We start from the raw sequence: 15,617 nt of genomic DNA, 5'->3' as shown, positions 1-15,617 counted from the left end.
GCGTCAACCGACCCAACCGATGAAGAGGGTATCATGATCACTCGCAGACTGGTTCTCGCCGGCGCCGCCGCGCTCGCATTCACGGCCTCCGCCTCCGCCGAGGACTGGAAGGCCAAATATCCCGAGCTGACCTTCGCGGTCATCCCGGCGGAAAACGCCTCGGGCGTCACCGAGCGCTGGGCGCCGTTCATGAGCTATCTGTCCAAGGAACTGGGCGTGAAGGTCACGCTGCGCATCGCCAACGACTATGCCGCTGTCATCGAAGGCCAGCGCGCCGGGAACATCCACATCGCCAGCTACGGCTCGGCCTCGTTCGCTCGCGCGCGCCTGACCGGCGTCAAGACCGATGCCTTCGCCAACGACATCAACGCCGACGGCTCGACCGGCTATTATTCGGTGTTCTTCGTCAAGGCGAGCAGCCCCTACAAGAGCATCGATCAGCTCAAGGGCAAGAACCTCGGCCTGGTCGATCCGAACTCGACCTCCGGCAACAACGTGCCGCGCTTCGAGCTCGACAAGATGGGCATCCATGATGCCGATACCTATTTCAGCAAGGTCGTCTTCACCGGCAGCCACGAGAACGCCATGCTGGCACTGGCGCAGGGCACCGTGGACGTCGCCGCCAACCAGTGGACCAGCGACGACGATTCGACGCTGGCACAGATGCTGACCAAGGGCATGCTGAAGAATGCCGACGGCACGCCGATGAAGAAGGACGACTTCCGCATCATCCACAAGTCGGCGCCGATCATCAACGGCCCTTATGCCTATAATTCCGACCTGCCGGAGGACGCCAAGGCGGCGATCGCGAAGGCGTTCTTCGACGCGCCGGCCAAGGACAAGGCGGCTTTCGATCGTCTCCAGGACGGCCAGAAGAAGGGCTTTCATCCGGCCACCACCAAGGACTGGGATGGTACGATCGAGCTGATCAAGTTCGTCGATGCGCTGCGTAAGAAGAAGGCGTCCTGAGTTTTGGGACGAATGCACCTGGAGCCGGGTCGATCGACCCGGCTCTTTCTTTGACGGGACCTCACCTCAGGCCGATGACGACAGCGGTTTCGATCCTCCCCGAGCAGCAGCTTGCCGCGCTCAATGCCGCCTATCGCCAGGCGGTTTCGCGCAGGCGGCTTCGCCTGTTGCTGGGAGCCGGCGTCTTTGCCGCCGCGCTGGTTCTCGCCGCCATCGGCGCTGAAGTGAATCTGCGCACGCTGTTCACCTATTTCGGCAACTTCATCAGCTATTTCGACCGGATCCTCACGCTGGACAACGGCCAGCGGGTCTGGACCGATGTCGGTGAGTGGCTCTGGGGCTGGCGCAAATGGCTGAAGATGCTGGGCGAGACCCTGCTCATCAGCTATGTCGGCACGTTGATCGGCGCGACCTTCGCGTTCTGCCTGAATTTCTTCGCGGCCGAAAACACCTCGCCGTCCCCCTGGCTGCGCTTCGTGGTCCGGCGCCTGCTGGAATTCGCCCGCACCGTTCCCGGCATCGTCTTCGCGCTTGTCTTCGTCATTGCTTTCGGGCTCGGACCGATGGCGGGCGTGCTGGCGATCGCGATCCACTCCACCGGCGCGCTGGGAAAACTGTTCTCGGAGATCGTCGAGAATGCCGACATGAAACCGGTCGAGGGCATCCGCTCGACCGGGGCGAGCTGGCTCTCCTGCATGCGCTTTGCCATCGTGCCGCAGGTCACCGCCGGCTATGCCAGCTATGCGCTACTGCGCTTCGAGATCAACGTGCGCGAGGCCTCCGTGATGGGCTTCGTCGGGGCCGGAGGCATCGGCCAGGAGCTCGTCGTCGCCATCCGCAAGTTCTACTATTCGGACGTCAGCGCCATCCTGCTCACCATCATCGTCACCGTCTTCATCATCGACATCACCACCGGCTGGCTGCGCGGCCGCCTGTTCGGCAAGGAGGCGCGGACGTGACGAAGCCGTACGAGGTCGACGCGCGAGAGATTCGCGCGCGCTACCCCGATGTGTTCGACCGGCCGGCCTCGGCGCGTCTTGCCGTGCCGGCGATGATCGTCGCCGCGTTCGCGATCCTGGTCTACGGCCTCGTCGATCTCGATTTCTCGCCGTCGCGGTTCATTGCCGGCCTCAGCCAGCTCGGCTGGATTACATTGATGATGATTCCGCCCGACCCCGGTTCCTCGCTGCCGGTCTATCTGAAGGCGCTGGGCGAGACGCTCTCGATCGCGTTGCTCGGCACGACGCTCGCCGCCGTATTTGCGCTCCCGGTCAGCCTGCTGGCCGCGCGCAACGTCATACCCTCGCAGATCCTGCGCTTCCCCGTACGCCGTATCCTGGATTCGATCCGCGGGGTCGACACGCTGATCTGGGCGCTGGTGTGGATCAACGTGGTCGGGCTCGGCCCGTTCGCCGGCGTGCTCGCCATCGCGGTGTCGGATTTCGGCGCCTTCGGCAAGCTGTTCTCGGAGGCGATCGAGGGCGCCGACCAGAAGCAGGTCGAAGGCGTCCGCGCCGCCGGTGGCAGTGCGCTGCACGAGATCCGCTTTGGGCTGATGCCGCAGGTGCTGCCGGTCATCGCCGGCCAGGTGCTCTATTTCATCGAGTCGAACACCCGCTCGGCCACCATCATCGGCATTGTCGGCGCCGGCGGCATCGGCCTCCAGCTCGCCGAGCAGATCCGCGTGCTGGAATGGCAGAAGGTGTCGTTCCTGATCCTGATGATTCTGGTCGCGGTCGCCGCGATCGATTTCATCTCGGGCAAGCTGCGCTTTGCGATCATTGGAAGGCGGGCAGTGGCGTGATCGCAGGTGCCGTGGGGCGGGCAAAGCGTAGCGTGCCCACGACCTCTAGCGATCGAGAATGATCGCGGGCACGGCGCAAGTGCGCCTTTGCCCACCCTACGACTCCGGTGTCGCGGAGAGAGCGTCCCTTACGACTCCACCAGAAACTCCACCCGCTCTGCCGCAAACCGCGAATGCTTCGTCACCAGCGGCTTGCCCTGGAGATCGTGGTCGGTGGCGTCGACCACCAGGATCGGGCGCCCCAGCGCGAGATCGAGCCGGGCCGCGTCGGTGGCGTCCACGATGCCGGCGGTGATCCGGGTCGCGCCGCGGCGATAGTCGCGCACGCCGTAATGCGCGAGCAGCTTGGTCATCGAGCGCGTGGCGGCGAACACCGCGCCCGCATTCGGAAACAGCTCGGCCGACAGCCAAGTGGTCGAGACGCAGATCGGCGTGCGGTCCGCGAGGCGGATCGCCTCGATCCGCACCAGGGGCGCGCCGGCCTTCAAGCCCAGCTCGCGCGCCAGCTCCCGGGTCGCGACATCGTCGGACGCCTCGATCAACTGGCCGCGCGGCTCGCGGCCGCCGGCGCCGACGATCTCCGAGAAGCGGGGGCGCGAGCGCAAGGGATAGGCGAGCTTCTGGGCCTCGACATAGGTTCCGCTGCCGCGCTCGGCGCGCACCAAGCCGCGCTCGGCGAGGGCTGCCAGCGCGCGCCGCACGGTGTGGCGGTTCACGCGATAGGTTTCGGCGATCTCCATCTCACCCGGCAATTTGTCGCCGGCCGCAAAGCGTCCGTCGGCGATGCCGCGCTCGATGCCGTCGGCAACGAGGCGCCAGAGCGCCACGCCGGACGATGCAGTGTCTTGCATGCTCATATCGCCGGTCAGCCTAGCCCAGAAATCACGGACTTGTCACGAAACAGTCATGGCGCTCCCATATCAAGTTGTCTATTATCATAGACAACTTGAGCGCGGCAAGTTCTATCAAGAGGTTCGGTGGATCGGGTGACCCAGCACAATGACCAGCAAGCCCAGCGCAAGGCCGCGATGGCCGTGCTGGCGAACGCGGAGGCGGGCGAGATCGCCGCCCGCCTCCGCAATTTAAGCGTCCCGGCCCATCGGGATCTGCGGGCGCCCGAAAACGGCCTCGTCATGCTGCGCGGCCGGGTCGGCGGCGATGGCGCTCCGTTCAACCTCGGCGAAGCCACGGTGTCGCGCGCCGCGGTTCGGCTCGAGAGCGGCGAGGGCGGCTTCGGTTACACGCTGGGGCGCGACGGCGAGAAGGCGCGGCTGATCGCGCTGTGCGATGCGCTGGTGCAATCGCGCGATTTCGGCAGCGCGGTGGAGCGGGACGTGATTGCGCCGCTGCGTGAGCAGCTGATGGCCGCGCGCCAGCGGGCTGCGGCCGAGACCGCTGCGACGAAGGTTGATTTCTACACCATGGTGCGCGGTGAGGGGTGAGGTCATGACCACGATTGCGGAACTGCCGCCGGGTTTCGCCGACAAGGTGCTGTCGGCGCAATCGACCTTTCGCTCGGTGATGGATGCGATGGCGCGGCCGGGCTCGGTCCAGCGCATCGTGCCGGCAGCGGGCATGCCCGGGGCGATGATGCGCGGCACCGCCGCGATCGCGCTGACGCTGTTCGACCACGACACGCCGCTGTGGCTGGATGCGCGGATGGCGGAGAGCTCGGACGCAGTGAAATGGTTGAAATTTCATACCGGCGCGCCCGTGGTGCAGGATTGCTCCATCGCGAGCTTTGCTTTGATCGGCGACGGCGCCTTGCTGCCGGCGCTGGAGTGCTTTGCGCTCGGCACCAGCGAATATCCGGATCGTTCGACCACGTTGATCGTGCAGGTCGAGAGTCTCGAATCGGGTCGCCCCTTCGAGCTGCGCGGACCGGGCATCGACGGTACCGCGACGCTGCAGGCGTCGATCAGGCCGTTCGATCTGTTCGAGCGCCTGCATCTCAACGAGGTGTTGTTTCCGCGCGGCATCGACGTGGTGCTGGTCGCCGATGACGCCGTGGTCGCGATCCCCCGCACCACCCGCGTCGTGAGCAAGGGAAGCTGAAAGCATGTATGTCGCAGTCAAAGGCGGCGAACGCGCCATCGAGAACGCCCATCGCCTGCTCGCGCATGAGCGGCGCGGCGACCTGGGCGTTCCGGAACTCACGCTCGACCAGATCTCGGAGCAGCTCGGCCTCGCGGTGGACCGCGTCATGAGCGAAGGCTCGCTCTACGATCGTGAGCTCGCGGCACTTGCGATCAAGCAGGCGCGCGGCGACCTGATCGAGGCGATCTTCCTGGTTCGCGCCTTCCGCGCCACGCTGCCGCGTTTCGGCGCGAGCGAGCCCGTTGACACCGGCGCGATGCGGGTGCAGCGGCGAGTATCCTCGACCTTCAAGGACATTCCGGGCGGCCAGATCCTCGGGCCGACTTTCGACTATACCCACCGCCTGCTCGATCCCTCGCTCGCGCAAGGATTCGTGCCGGAGGCGCCGGCCTCCGCTGAAGCGTCCACCGCGCCGACACCGCGCGTGACGGACATTCTCGGCCGCGACGGCCTGATCGAATCCTCGCCGCAGGCCGAGGACGGCGCCAGCGTCGGCGATCTCCCCCGCGAGCCGCTGAATTTTCCGGCGGATCGCGATTTGCGCCTGCAGAACCTCGCGCGGGGCGACGAAGGATTTTTGCTGGCGATGGGCTATTCCACCCAGCGCGGCTACGGCCGCAACCACCCCTTCGCCGGCGAGATCCGCTTCGGCGAGGTCGAGGTGGAGTTCTTCGCGGAGGACGCCGGCTTCGCCGTGCCGCTTGGCGCGATCGAGCTGACCGAGTGCCAGATGGTCAATCAGTTCAAAGGCTCGGCGACCGAAGCGCCGTGCTTCACCCGCGGCTATGGCCTCGCCTTCGGCCAGAGCGAGCGCAAGACCATGTCGATGGCGCTGGTCGACCGCGCGCTGCGCGCCCGCGAGCTCGGCGAAGAGGCGCTGGCCCCGGCGCAGGATGAGGAATTCGTAATGTCGCATTCGGACAACGTTCAGGCGACGGGCTTCGTCGAGCATCTCAAGCTGCCGCATTATGTCGACTTCCAGTCCGAGCTCGGATTGCTCCGCAAGCTGCGTCAGGAGTTCGCGGATGCCAATGCGCCCGCTGCCATGAAGGAGGCTGCGGAATGAACGCGCCCGCCTACAACTTTGCCTATCTCGACGAGCAGACCAAGCGGATGATCCGCCGCGCCATCCTGAAGGCGATCGCGATCCCCGGCTATCAGGTGCCGTTCCCCAGCCGCGAAATGCCGATGCCCTATGGCTGGGGCACCGGCGGCGTGCAGGTCACCGCGGCGATCCTCGGGCCTGCCGACGTGCTGAAGGTGATCGACCAGGGCTCCGACGACACCACCAACGCGATCTCGATCCGGAAATTCTTCGCCAAGACCGCGGGCGTTGCGACGACGACCGCGACGATTGATGCGACCGTGATCCAGACCCGTCACCGCATCCCGGAGACATCGCTGCACGCAAACCAGGTGCTGGTCTATCAGGTGCCGATCCCGGAACCGCTGCGCTTCCTGGAGCCGCGCGAGACCGAGACGCGGCGGATGCATGCGCTCGCCGAATACGGCCTGATGCATGTGAAGCTCTACGAGGACATCGCCCGCTTCGGCCACATCGCCACGGCCTATGCCTATCCGGTCAAGGTCAACGCGCGCTACGTGATGGATCCGTCGCCGACGCCGAAATTCGACAATCCCAAGATGGACAATTGCCCCGCGCTACAATTGTTCGGCGCCGGCCGCGAGAAGCGCATCTATGCGATCCCGCCCTATACGCAGGTGGTGTCGCTCGATTTCGAGGCCCATCCGTTCGAGCCATACCGGTTCAACGCGCCTTGCGCGCTGTGCGGGGCGGAAAATTCCTATCTCGACGAGATCGTCACCGACGACAAGGGCGCACGCATGTTCGTCTGCTCCGACACCGACTATTGCGAAAGCCGCCAGGCCGCCGGCCATCATGGCAGCCTCAGCGCCGCGCCGTACAAGGAGAAGGCGCAGGAGAGATCAAATGGTTGACCAGGCCGTGCTCGACAGCGATCAGCCGCTGCTGGTCGCGGAATCTCTCAGCAAGTCGTTCGGCCGCATCGCCGCGTGCCGCGACGTCTCGTTCTCGCTCTATCCCGGCGAGGTGCTGGCGATCGTCGGCGAGTCCGGCTCGGGCAAGTCGACGCTGCTGCAGATGCTGTCGGGCCAGCTCGCAGCCAGTGCCGGACGCGTCTCCTATCGGATGCGCGACGGTGTCGCGCGCGATCTCGCCACGCTCGGCGAGGCCGAGCGCCGTTTCCTGTTCCGCACCGATTGGGGTTTCGTGCACCAGGATCCCGCCCAGGGCCTGCGCATGGCAGTGTCGGCCGGTGCCAATGTCGGCGAGCGCCTGATGGCGGTGGGGTGGAATCACTATGGCCGAATCCGCGAGACCGCATCCGACTGGCTCACCCGCGTCGAGATCGACATCGCGCGCATCGACGATGCGCCGCGCACCTATTCCGGCGGCATGCGCCAACGGCTCCAGATCGCGCGCAACCTCGTCACCGAGCCGCGCCTGGTGTTCATGGACGAGCCGACCGGCGGCCTCGACGTCTCGGTGCAGGCCCGCCTGCTCGACCTGCTGCGCAGCCTCGTCGCCGAGCTGCACCTCGCCGTCATCATCGTCACCCACGACCTCGCGGTGGCGCGCCTGTTGTCGCACCGCGTGATGGTGATGAAGGCCGGCCGCGTCATCGAGACGGGTCTCACCGATCAGGTTCTCGACGATCCGCGCGAGCCCTATACTCAACTCCTCGTCTCCTCGATTCTGCCGCCATGAACTTCACAAGATGAGCTTTCCGATGACCGCCATGATCGATATCGCCGACGCCCGCAAGACGTTCACGATGCACCTGCAGGGCGGCATTGAATTGCCCGTCGTGCGCGGCGTGACGTTCCACGTCGGCCCGGGCGAATGCGTCGTGCTGTCGGGGCCGTCAGGCGCCGGCAAGTCGTCGATCCTGAAGATGATCTTCGGCAACTACCGCTGTGACGCCGGCCGCATCGGTATCCGCCATCGCGGCACGGTGGTCGATCTCGCCACCGCGGAGCCACGGCAGGTCCTCAACATCCGCCGCTCGACGATCGGCTATGTCAGCCAGTTCCTGCGCGCGGTGCCGCGCGTTGCGACCATCGACGTCGTCGCCGAGCCGCTGATCGTCAATGGCATGACGCGGGCCGAGGCGCAGTCCCGCGCCGGCGAGCTGCTGCACCGCCTCAACATCCCCGAGCGGCTCTGGCAGCTGCCGCCTGCGACCTTCTCGGGCGGCGAGCAGCAGCGCGTCAATATCGCGCGCGGCTTCATCTCGGATCTGCCGATCCTGCTGCTGGACGAGCCCACCGCCTCGCTCGATGCCGCCAACCGCGCCGTGGTGGTCGAGCTGGTCGCCGAGAAGAAGCGCCAGGGTGTCGCCATGGTGGCCATTGTGCACGACGATGAAGTCCGACATCTGATTGCCGACCGTATCGTCGACGTCACCAGCTTTGCCGCCGCGGCCTGAAGGAAATGGAAATGAACCCGAAGGAATCAGTGATCGCCAACGCCAGGATCGTGCTGGCCGACCGGGTGATCGAGAAGGGCTGGCTTGCGCTCGCCGATGGCCGCATCGCCGAGATCGGCGAGGGGCGCGCGCCCACAGGCGCCGCGGATGCCGGCGGCGATCTGATCATGCCCGGCCTGATCGAGCTCCACACCGACCACCTCGAAGCCCATTACGTGCCGCGGCCAAAGGTGTTCTGGAATCCGGTCGCCGCCGTCATCTCCTATGACGGCCAGCTCGCGACCTCAGGCATCACCACCGTGTTCGATTCGCTCCGGGTCTGGCGCGAGGACGGTGCCGAGGAGGTCGATGGCCGCGCCGGCGTGCTGGCCGCCGCGATCACGACGGCGCGCGAGGCCAGCCTGCTGCGCGCCGACCATTTCCTGCATCTGCGCTGCGAGATCCCGATGCCGAGCGTGGTCGAGGAGGCCAAGGAGCTGATCGACCGTCCCGACGTCAAGCTGATGTCGCTGATGGATCACACGCCCGGCCAGCGCCAGTTCCGCGACAAGGTCAAGCTGCGCGACTATTACCGCGGCAAGGGCGGCGGCAAGACCGATGCCGAGCTCGACGAGCTGTTCGCGAGGCGCTTCGAGTATCAGAAGCAATATGCCGCGACCAATATGCGGCAGATCGTGGCGCTGGCGCATCAGTACAACATCCCGCTGGCGAGCCACGACGATACCACCGAGGAGAACGTCGCCGACGCCGTGCGCGATCGCGTTTCGGTCGCGGAATTCCCGACCACGCTGGAGGCCGCGCGCGGCTTGCACCAGGCCGGCATCGACATCTTGATGGGCGCGCCGAACGTCGTGCGCGGCGGCTCGCATTCCGGCAACATCGCCGCGGTCGATCTCGCGCGCGAAGGCCTGCTCGACATCCTGTCGTCGGACTACATCCCGTCGAGCCTTTTGATGGCCGCGCTGCAATTGCCCGAGCACGTGCCCGCCATCAGCCTTCCGGCTGCGGTTCGCACCGTGACGAAGGCGCCCGCCGAGGCGGTCGGTCTCACCGACCGCGGCGAGGTCGCGGCCGGCAAGCGCGCCGACTTGATCCGCGTGCATGTCGCAGGCAGTGTTCCCGTCGTCCGCAGCGTCTGGCGCGAGGGACACCGCGTCGCATGAGCGAGATGGCGACCACGGCCGAGGGCGAGACGGGTGCGATCGGCCCCGGCCGGCTCGTGCTCGTGGTCGGCCCCAGCGGCGCCGGCAAGGACACGTTGCTGCGGCTGGGGCAGGCGGCCTGCGCCGATGATCACGACGTCGTCTTCCCGCGCCGTGTGGTGACGCGCGCGTCGTCGGCCGACGAGGACAACATTGCAATGAGCCCGGACGAATTCGCCCGCGCGCGCGAGCACGCCGATTTCGCCGTGCATTGGGACGCGCATGGGCATTCCTATGCGCTGCCGCTGGAGATCAATGACGACATCCGCGCCGGCCGTGCTGTCGTCGTTAATGTCTCGCGCACTGTGATCGGCGCGCTGCGCGAAGCCTATGCCAACGTCGTGGTGGTCGCCATCACGGCGCCGCCGGAGGTGCTGGCGCAACGGCTTGCGGCGCGCGGCCGGCAAAGCGACGGCAACATCGCGGAGCGGCTGTCGCGCAGTGTCGACGATTCGTCGGCGCAGGCCGATGTCACCATCCTCAACGCCGGTAGCGCAGAGTATCACAGCCGCCAGCTCGTGCGCGTGATCAGGCACGAAGGTTGGCACGATTAGAGCGTTTTCAAGCGAAGTGGATACCGGTTTTCGTCAAGTAAATGCATCCAAGCGAGAATCTAGCCGGCGCAACAGGAGAGAGTGGCATGTCGATGATCGAAACGGTCGAGCAGCTTGAGGCTATCTACGGCGCCGTTGGTGACGCCTCGACCGTAAAAGTCGCCGACCATGTCACGCCGCTCTACCGGATCTTCATCGAAAAGGCGTCGTTCGCCGCGCTCGCCACCATCGGCCCGGAAGGCATCGACTGCTCGCCGCGCGGCGCCCTGCCGGGCTTCGTCCGTGTCCATGATCCGAAGACGCTGATGCTGCCCGACCGCCGTGGCAACAACCGGGTCGATTCCCTGCGCAACGTCGTGCGGGACCCCCCCGTGTCGCTGATGTTCCTGATTCCCGGCTCCGGCAACGCGGTCCGCGCCAATGGCCGCGCCCATCTCTCGATCGATCCGGAGCTGCTGGCTTCGTTCAAGGTCGAGGGCAAGGCGCCGCGCAGTGTCATGGTGATGAACGTCGAGGAGATCTATTTCCAGTGCGCCCGCGCCATCGTCCGCTCCGACCTCTGGAATCCCGACAAGCGCGTCGACCCCAAGACGCTGCCGACACCGGGCCAGATCCTCGCCGAGATGAGCGACAACAAGGTCGGCGGTGCGGAATACGACCGCGCGTGGCCGGAACGGGCCGCGGCAACGATGTGGTGATGCGTCCGTGCTCTCTCATCTCCCTCGCCCCGCTCTTGCGGGGAGAGGGCTGGGTGAGGGGCCTCCCTCCGCGCGTGAGATCGCCGTGGGATCTGTACCCCCTCACCCGGATCGCAAGAGCGATCCGACCTCTCCCCGCAAGCGGGGAGAAGTGAAGGAAGCCCGCCGCTCCGCTTCAATTAAACGCCATCCCGCCGCTCAGCGCGACCGTCTGTCCGGTCATGTAGGCGTTGTCGACCAGCAGCATCACGGCCTTTGCCACCTCCTCCGCAGTGCCGAAGCGGCCGAGCGGGATGCGGCTGACGAGCTGCGGTTGGCCGCTCATCATGTCGGTCTCGATCAGCGAGGGCGCCACGGCGTTGACGGTGATGCCCTCCTTCACCAGCCGCGCCGCATAGCCGCGCGTCAGGCCCTCCATGCCGGCCTTTGACGCATTGTAATGTGGGCCGATCGAGCCGGCGCCGCGCGCGGCTCCGGAGGAGATGTTGATGATGCGGCCCCATTTCCGTGCGCGCATCGACGGCAACACCGCTTGCGTGCACAGGAACGCGGACTTCAGATTGACCAGGATCGTTCGGTCGAAATCCTCCTCGGTGAGGTCGTCGAGGCCGCGTGTGATGGCGATGCCGGCATTGTTGACGAGGATGTCGATGGGGCCGAGCCCGGCCGTGACGCGCTCGACCATTCCGGCCACGGCCTCGGCCTGCGAGACGTCGGCGGCGACGACGATGGCGCGGCCGCCCTGCTTGACGATCTCTCCCGCGAGTTGTTCAGCTTGGTCAATCTTCTCGCGGCAATTGATCGCCACCGCCGCGCCTGCTTCGGCCAGCGCGCGACAGACGGCTGCACCAATTCCGCGCGATCCGCCGGTCACGAGCGCCGTGCGCTCCTTCATGGTATCCGTCATGTCGTCCTCCTGCACTTCTTTGCGCCTCTGGGGGTAACGGTACCACGCTATGGACGCCCAACGTGTTGACATCATCGCGAGATGATTTCGGTTGCGGCGGCTTGCGCGCAGAGACGTGCGCGCACGCGACCGCCGCAAATATGGATAGCCATTTCATTGACCGATCGGGTCAATCCCTCGATATTCGAGACATCGAAACTGCACCTTCGAGCCGAGAGCCGCTGCATGACATCGAATGACCAGCGAGTGATGAGCGACATGCGCAAGCGCATGATGCGTCGCTGCGTCTCGGCCGCGACCGGCGCCTGTTGTTGCTGCTGACCGCCGAACCAAAGTCCCGATCGCAATCTCTTGACAGGAACGCCGACCCGTTCGGCGAACGAGCAGCCATGCCCAAGGCCTATATCATCGAAGTTCATGACCGCACCGCCGGCATCATCGCCAGCGACGAGCGCGGCTTTCGCTTCTTCTCCTCCGAACGCCTGTTCGACAGTCTCGAAGGCCGCCAGTTCCGCTCGGCCCGGGACGCCGAACGCGCCGCCCGCGCCGTGTTGGCGGAGCGCCGGCACCTTGTCTCAATCTAAGCACCAGCAGACCGAAAGGACTTCGCAAATGATCACGCGACGACACATCATCGCCGGCGCTCTGTTGCTGGCAACTGCGGCAGGCTCGCCCGGGCACGCCGAGGACAAGCCGGCGGAGATCCGCGTCGGCACGCAGAAGGGCGGCTTCTTCCCGGCGGTGCGCCAGCGCCAGACGCTCGAGAACGCCTTCAAGCCGCTCGGCATCGAGATCAAGTGGATCGACTTCCAGTTCGGTCCGCCGCTGCTGGAGGCTATCAATGTCGGCAGCGTCGATTTCGGCTTCGTCGGCGACACGCCGCCGATCTTCGCGCAGGCCGGCGGCGCCAAGATCCGCTACGTTGCTGCGGTGAAATCGGAAGGAAACACCCAGGCGATCATCGTGCCGAAGGATTCGCCGATTCACGCGCTGGCCGATCTCAAGGGCAAGCGCGTTGCCTTCGGCAAGGGATCGAGCGCGCACAATCTGCTGGTCACCGCGCTCGAAAAGGCCGGCCTGTCGTGGTCCGACATCACGCCGGCGCCGCTTGCGCCTGCCGATGCGACGGCCGCCTTCATCAAGGGATCGGTCGACGCCTGGTCGATCTGGGATCCGTATCTCGCCATTGCCGAGCTGAAGGAGAACGCGCGCGTCATCGCTTTCGACAAGGACGTGCACACGCCGAATGCCTTCTACATCGCGGGTTCCGACTTCGTGGACAAATATCCAGCACTGGTCGCGAAGCTCAATGCCGCCTTCGCCTCCGAAGGCGGTTGGGCCAACGGTCATCACGAGGAAGTCGCCAAAGCGCAGGCCGAGGCCACTGGCGTCGACATCACAGCCGTGAGGCGCTTCGTCGATCGCTCCAACTTCAGCGTGGTGCCGATCGACGGCGAGGTGATCAGGAGCCAGCAGGCGGTCGCCGATCGCTTCACCAGGCTCGGCCTGATCCCGAAGCCGGTCAACGTCTCCGACATCGTCTGGAAATGGAATCCGGGCTCCTGAGCGGGGCGTCCATTTGAGGGGTAGCAGTATGAGTTTCTACAGAGACTTCAACGACAAGCTCGCGATTGAACGGTGGAACACGGACCGGCGCGAACCGTTCGAGACAATCGAGGTCAGGCAGCTCTCGCCGACCGTCGGCGCGGAGATCTCCGGTATCGATCTCTCCAAGGAGGTGAGCGAGACGCAATTTGCCGAAATCAGGCGGGCGATCGACGAGAATCTTGCCGTGATCTTCCGCGACCAGAAACTTTCGCCGGAGGATCATAAGCGCTTCGCGCGCCGCTTCGGCAAGTCTTTGCACCGGCACGAGCTGGCCGCCACGCGTTTCAAGGGCGATGGTCCGTTCGATCCGGAATTCCTGTCATGGAAGACCGGCCGGGACTCGCGCTTCACTGCCGGCGATGGCTGGCATCCCGACGTGTCCTGCGATCCCAGCCCGATCGCCTATTCGCTGCTGCGGGTGACGAAGACCCCGCCGCTCGGCGGCGACACCGCCTTCGCCAACATGTATCTCGCCTACGAATTCCTGTCGGATCCGGTCAAGCAATTGCTCGACGGCCTGACCGCCATCCACGACGGGTCGCTGGCCTGGACCGCCGGCTATGGTGCGAAGCCTGATCCCGGCAAGACCTATCCGCAGACGGAGCACCCGGTGGTGCCCGTCCATCCGCGCACGGGACGAAAGTTCCTCTATGTGAATGCGTCCTTCACTTCGCACATCGTGCAACTGACGCGGCGGGAAAGCGACGCCATTCTACAGTTTCTGTTCCGGCATGTCGAAAGTCAGCTGGCGTTGCAGACGCGCGTCAACTGGCAGCCGAATTCGCTGCTGGTATGGGACAATTGGGCGAGCCAGCACCACGCGATCTGGGATTACTATCCCTGGGAACGCTGGGGCGAGCGTGTCTCGGTGGTGACCGGAGAGGCACCGCGAGCCCGGCTCGATCTCGGCGAGGCCGCCGAGTAGCTCCGCCCGACGCCGCGCCCCCACCTAGCCGCGGCGGCGCGCCCTGGTGCGTGCCGCCTTCTTCGCGGCGGCGGAGCGGACCTTGGCACCCTTGGTGTGGCTTGCCTTGCGCGCGGCGGCTGAACGGGACGAGGCACTTCGCCGGCTTGCCGCGCGCTTGCCTTGCTTCGACAGCGCGCTCCGCGATGCCGTTGAGCGCGGCTCCTTCTTCAGGACGTTCTCGACCGCGCGCGACACTTTCGGTCGGCGCTTCGGCGTGCGTTTGCCCTGGCCGACCTCATAGGCATATTTGGCGCTGCGTCGTGTCGACTTCTTGGTTCGCCCTTTGCGCGGCGGCGGCAGATCGACGCCGGCGCGGCGCGCCTCGGACAGGCCGATGGCAACGGCCTGCTTGGTCGAGCGCGCGCCGTGTCTGCCCTTCCTGATCTTGTCGATCTCGTCCTTGACGAATTCTCCGGCCTGCGTGCTCGGCGATTTTCCGGCGCGCTTGTCTTGCCTGGCTTTGCGAATCACTTCCTGTCTTGGCATGGGTCGAGTTCCCTTCTTGAATCGCAGGGATGTCCGACCGCAACGCGCAACGCGGAAGATTGATCCGATCAACCCTTCAACGCCGCCAGCAATTCGTCCGGCCGCTCGGCCATGATCATGTGTCCGGCGCCTGGCATCACGACGGTCTTCGCATGAGCGATCGCGGCCGCGAGCGCCTTGCCTGCCTTCGCCGGTGTCATCATGTCCCGCTCGCCAAGGATCAGCGTCGTCGGCACCTTCACGCTCGCAGCGGCGGTGAGCGCATTCGTATAGGAATTGCAGGCGGACAGATCCCTGAACAGCACGCCCGGCTCGCATGACTTCAGCACGGCCTGCGCGCCGCCATGCATCCACAGGCCCGGCGCGAGGCTGCCGCCGAGCTCGGCGTTGAAGCCGAGGCCCCAGATCGAGACCATGTCGTTGGCATCCTGCGAATTGGCCTCGGCGGCCTTTAGGAGATCCGGGCCGACTGTCATGGTTGCGGCGGTGCCGATCAGGCTCAGCGCGGAGACCTTGTCCGGATGCCGCGCGGCGGTCTCCAGCGAGATCAGCGATCCCATGGAATGGCCGATCAGATGCGCCTTCGAGCTGCCAGCCGCATCGAGCAGCGCCGCGGTCCAGTCGGCCATCTCGGCGATGCTGCCGAGCGAAGGCCCAGTAGAGCGGCCGTGCCCGGGAAGATCGGGCGCCATCACGCCAAAACCGTGATGGGCGAACCAGCGCGTATGCAGCGCCCAGGTCGAATGGTCGAAGCCGGCGCCGTGGATGAACACGACCGTGGGCAGCGATTTGTCGAAGTCGCGGCCGCCGGTTGCGACAAACACGTCAGCGCCGTTGACGGAGAGCTTCATGGTG

At 65.8% G+C, this 15,617-nt stretch carries 19 protein-coding genes; 15 read left to right on the top strand and 4 right to left on the bottom strand.

Features of this window, described 5'->3' with window-relative positions; all coding sequences use genetic code 11:
- Positions 1-33 precede the first annotated feature (33 nt).
- From phnD to phnE (X268_RS29705), 3 genes are all read left to right on the top strand, one after another.
- The gene (gene phnD, locus X268_RS29715) at positions 34-969 is read left to right on the top strand and encodes a phosphonate ABC transporter substrate-binding protein (RefSeq protein ID WP_128928234.1); all 936 of its coding nucleotides are present in this window, start codon (positions 34-36) and stop codon (positions 967-969) included.
- A gap of 74 nt (positions 970-1,043) precedes the next feature.
- Complete coding sequence (gene phnE, locus X268_RS29710) at positions 1,044-1,928, top strand: phosphonate ABC transporter, permease protein PhnE (protein WP_128928233.1); 885 nt, start codon at positions 1,044-1,046, stop codon at positions 1,926-1,928.
- Positions 1,925-2,773, top strand: a complete 849-nt coding sequence (phnE, locus tag X268_RS29705) for a phosphonate ABC transporter, permease protein PhnE (RefSeq protein WP_128928232.1) — start codon at positions 1,925-1,927, stop codon at positions 2,771-2,773. Before phnE (X268_RS29710) ends, phnE (X268_RS29705) begins: the two co-directional genes overlap by 4 nt.
- Before the next feature lie 128 nt (positions 2,774-2,901).
- Here the strand turns inward: phnE (X268_RS29705) and phnF are convergent, their stop codons facing one another.
- Positions 2,902-3,630: a phosphonate metabolism transcriptional regulator PhnF gene (gene phnF, locus X268_RS29700; protein ID WP_128928231.1), complete on the bottom strand. Its 729-nt coding sequence runs from the start codon at positions 3,628-3,630 to the stop codon at positions 2,902-2,904.
- Positions 3,631-3,801: 171 nt separating this feature from the next.
- Here phnF and phnG point away from each other — a divergent pair, with 171 nt between their 5' ends.
- From phnG to X268_RS29655, 9 genes are all read left to right on the top strand, one after another.
- Positions 3,802-4,215 (top strand): phosphonate C-P lyase system protein PhnG, encoded by a 414-nt coding sequence (gene phnG / locus X268_RS29695; protein WP_245477993.1) that lies wholly within the window; start codon positions 3,802-3,804, stop codon positions 4,213-4,215.
- A 4-nt stretch (positions 4,216-4,219) separates the two neighbouring features.
- Entirely contained in the window at positions 4,220-4,828 is a 609-nt protein-coding gene (gene phnH / locus X268_RS29690; RefSeq protein ID WP_164937993.1) for a phosphonate C-P lyase system protein PhnH, read from the top strand.
- 4 nt (positions 4,829-4,832) lie between these two features.
- Positions 4,833-5,936, top strand: a complete 1,104-nt coding sequence (locus tag X268_RS29685) for a carbon-phosphorus lyase complex subunit (protein WP_128928228.1) — start codon at positions 4,833-4,835, stop codon at positions 5,934-5,936.
- Positions 5,933-6,829 (top strand): alpha-D-ribose 1-methylphosphonate 5-phosphate C-P-lyase PhnJ, encoded by an 897-nt coding sequence (locus tag X268_RS29680; RefSeq protein ID WP_128928227.1) that lies wholly within the window; start codon positions 5,933-5,935, stop codon positions 6,827-6,829. The genes X268_RS29685 and X268_RS29680 overlap by 4 nt, the downstream gene beginning before the upstream one ends.
- Positions 6,822-7,619: a phosphonate C-P lyase system protein PhnK gene (phnK, locus tag X268_RS29675; protein ID WP_128928226.1), complete on the top strand. Its 798-nt coding sequence runs from the start codon at positions 6,822-6,824 to the stop codon at positions 7,617-7,619. Before X268_RS29680 ends, phnK begins: the two co-directional genes overlap by 8 nt.
- Before the next feature lie 22 nt (positions 7,620-7,641).
- On the top strand, positions 7,642-8,340 hold the full coding sequence (phnL, locus tag X268_RS29670; RefSeq protein WP_164937992.1) for a phosphonate C-P lyase system protein PhnL: 699 nt from the start codon (positions 7,642-7,644) through the stop codon (positions 8,338-8,340).
- Positions 8,341-8,345: 5 nt separating this feature from the next.
- Positions 8,346-9,503, top strand: a complete 1,158-nt coding sequence (locus tag X268_RS29665; protein ID WP_128928224.1) for an alpha-D-ribose 1-methylphosphonate 5-triphosphate diphosphatase — start codon at positions 8,346-8,348, stop codon at positions 9,501-9,503.
- A complete protein-coding gene (gene phnN / locus X268_RS29660) occupies positions 9,500-10,096 on the top strand; it encodes a phosphonate metabolism protein/1,5-bisphosphokinase (PRPP-forming) PhnN (protein ID WP_128928223.1) in 597 nt (198 codons plus the stop codon). Before X268_RS29665 ends, phnN begins: the two co-directional genes overlap by 4 nt.
- 86 nt (positions 10,097-10,182) lie before the next feature.
- Positions 10,183-10,794 carry a pyridoxamine 5'-phosphate oxidase family protein gene (locus X268_RS29655; RefSeq protein ID WP_128928222.1) on the top strand — a complete coding sequence of 204 codons (612 nt, stop codon included), beginning with the start codon at positions 10,183-10,185 and terminating at the stop codon, positions 10,792-10,794.
- Between the two features lie 175 nt (positions 10,795-10,969).
- Here X268_RS29655 and X268_RS29650 read toward each other — a convergent pair whose 3' ends face one another.
- A complete protein-coding gene (locus X268_RS29650; protein WP_128928221.1) occupies positions 10,970-11,701 on the bottom strand; it encodes an SDR family NAD(P)-dependent oxidoreductase in 732 nt (243 codons plus the stop codon).
- A gap of 389 nt (positions 11,702-12,090) precedes the next feature.
- On the opposite strand from X268_RS29650, the gene X268_RS40115 reads away from it, so the two are divergent.
- From X268_RS40115 to X268_RS29635, 3 genes are read left to right on the top strand one after another with little or no spacing between them, the layout of a single operon-like run.
- Positions 12,091-12,285 (top strand): hypothetical protein, encoded by a 195-nt coding sequence (locus X268_RS40115; RefSeq protein ID WP_128929429.1) that lies wholly within the window; start codon positions 12,091-12,093, stop codon positions 12,283-12,285.
- Positions 12,286-12,313: 28 nt separating this feature from the next.
- Positions 12,314-13,267 (top strand): aliphatic sulfonate ABC transporter substrate-binding protein, encoded by a 954-nt coding sequence (locus tag X268_RS29640; RefSeq protein ID WP_128928220.1) that lies wholly within the window; start codon positions 12,314-12,316, stop codon positions 13,265-13,267.
- Positions 13,268-13,295: 28 nt separating this feature from the next.
- The gene (locus tag X268_RS29635; protein ID WP_128928219.1) at positions 13,296-14,234 is read left to right on the top strand and encodes a TauD/TfdA dioxygenase family protein; all 939 of its coding nucleotides are present in this window, start codon (positions 13,296-13,298) and stop codon (positions 14,232-14,234) included.
- A 24-nt stretch (positions 14,235-14,258) separates the two neighbouring features.
- Here X268_RS29635 and X268_RS29630 read toward each other — a convergent pair whose 3' ends face one another.
- Complete coding sequence (locus X268_RS29630) at positions 14,259-14,762, bottom strand: DUF6496 domain-containing protein (protein WP_128928218.1); 504 nt, start codon at positions 14,760-14,762, stop codon at positions 14,259-14,261.
- Between the two features lie 68 nt (positions 14,763-14,830).
- Entirely contained in the window at positions 14,831-15,613 is a 783-nt protein-coding gene (locus X268_RS29625) for an alpha/beta fold hydrolase (RefSeq protein ID WP_128928217.1), read from the bottom strand.
- Positions 15,614-15,617 lie beyond the last annotated feature (4 nt).

It is taken from the genome of Bradyrhizobium guangxiense (assembly GCF_004114915.1).
Lineage (GTDB): Bacteria > Pseudomonadota > Alphaproteobacteria > Rhizobiales > Xanthobacteraceae > Bradyrhizobium > Bradyrhizobium guangxiense.
This window is presented reverse-complemented; position numbering and strand designations above follow the sequence as displayed.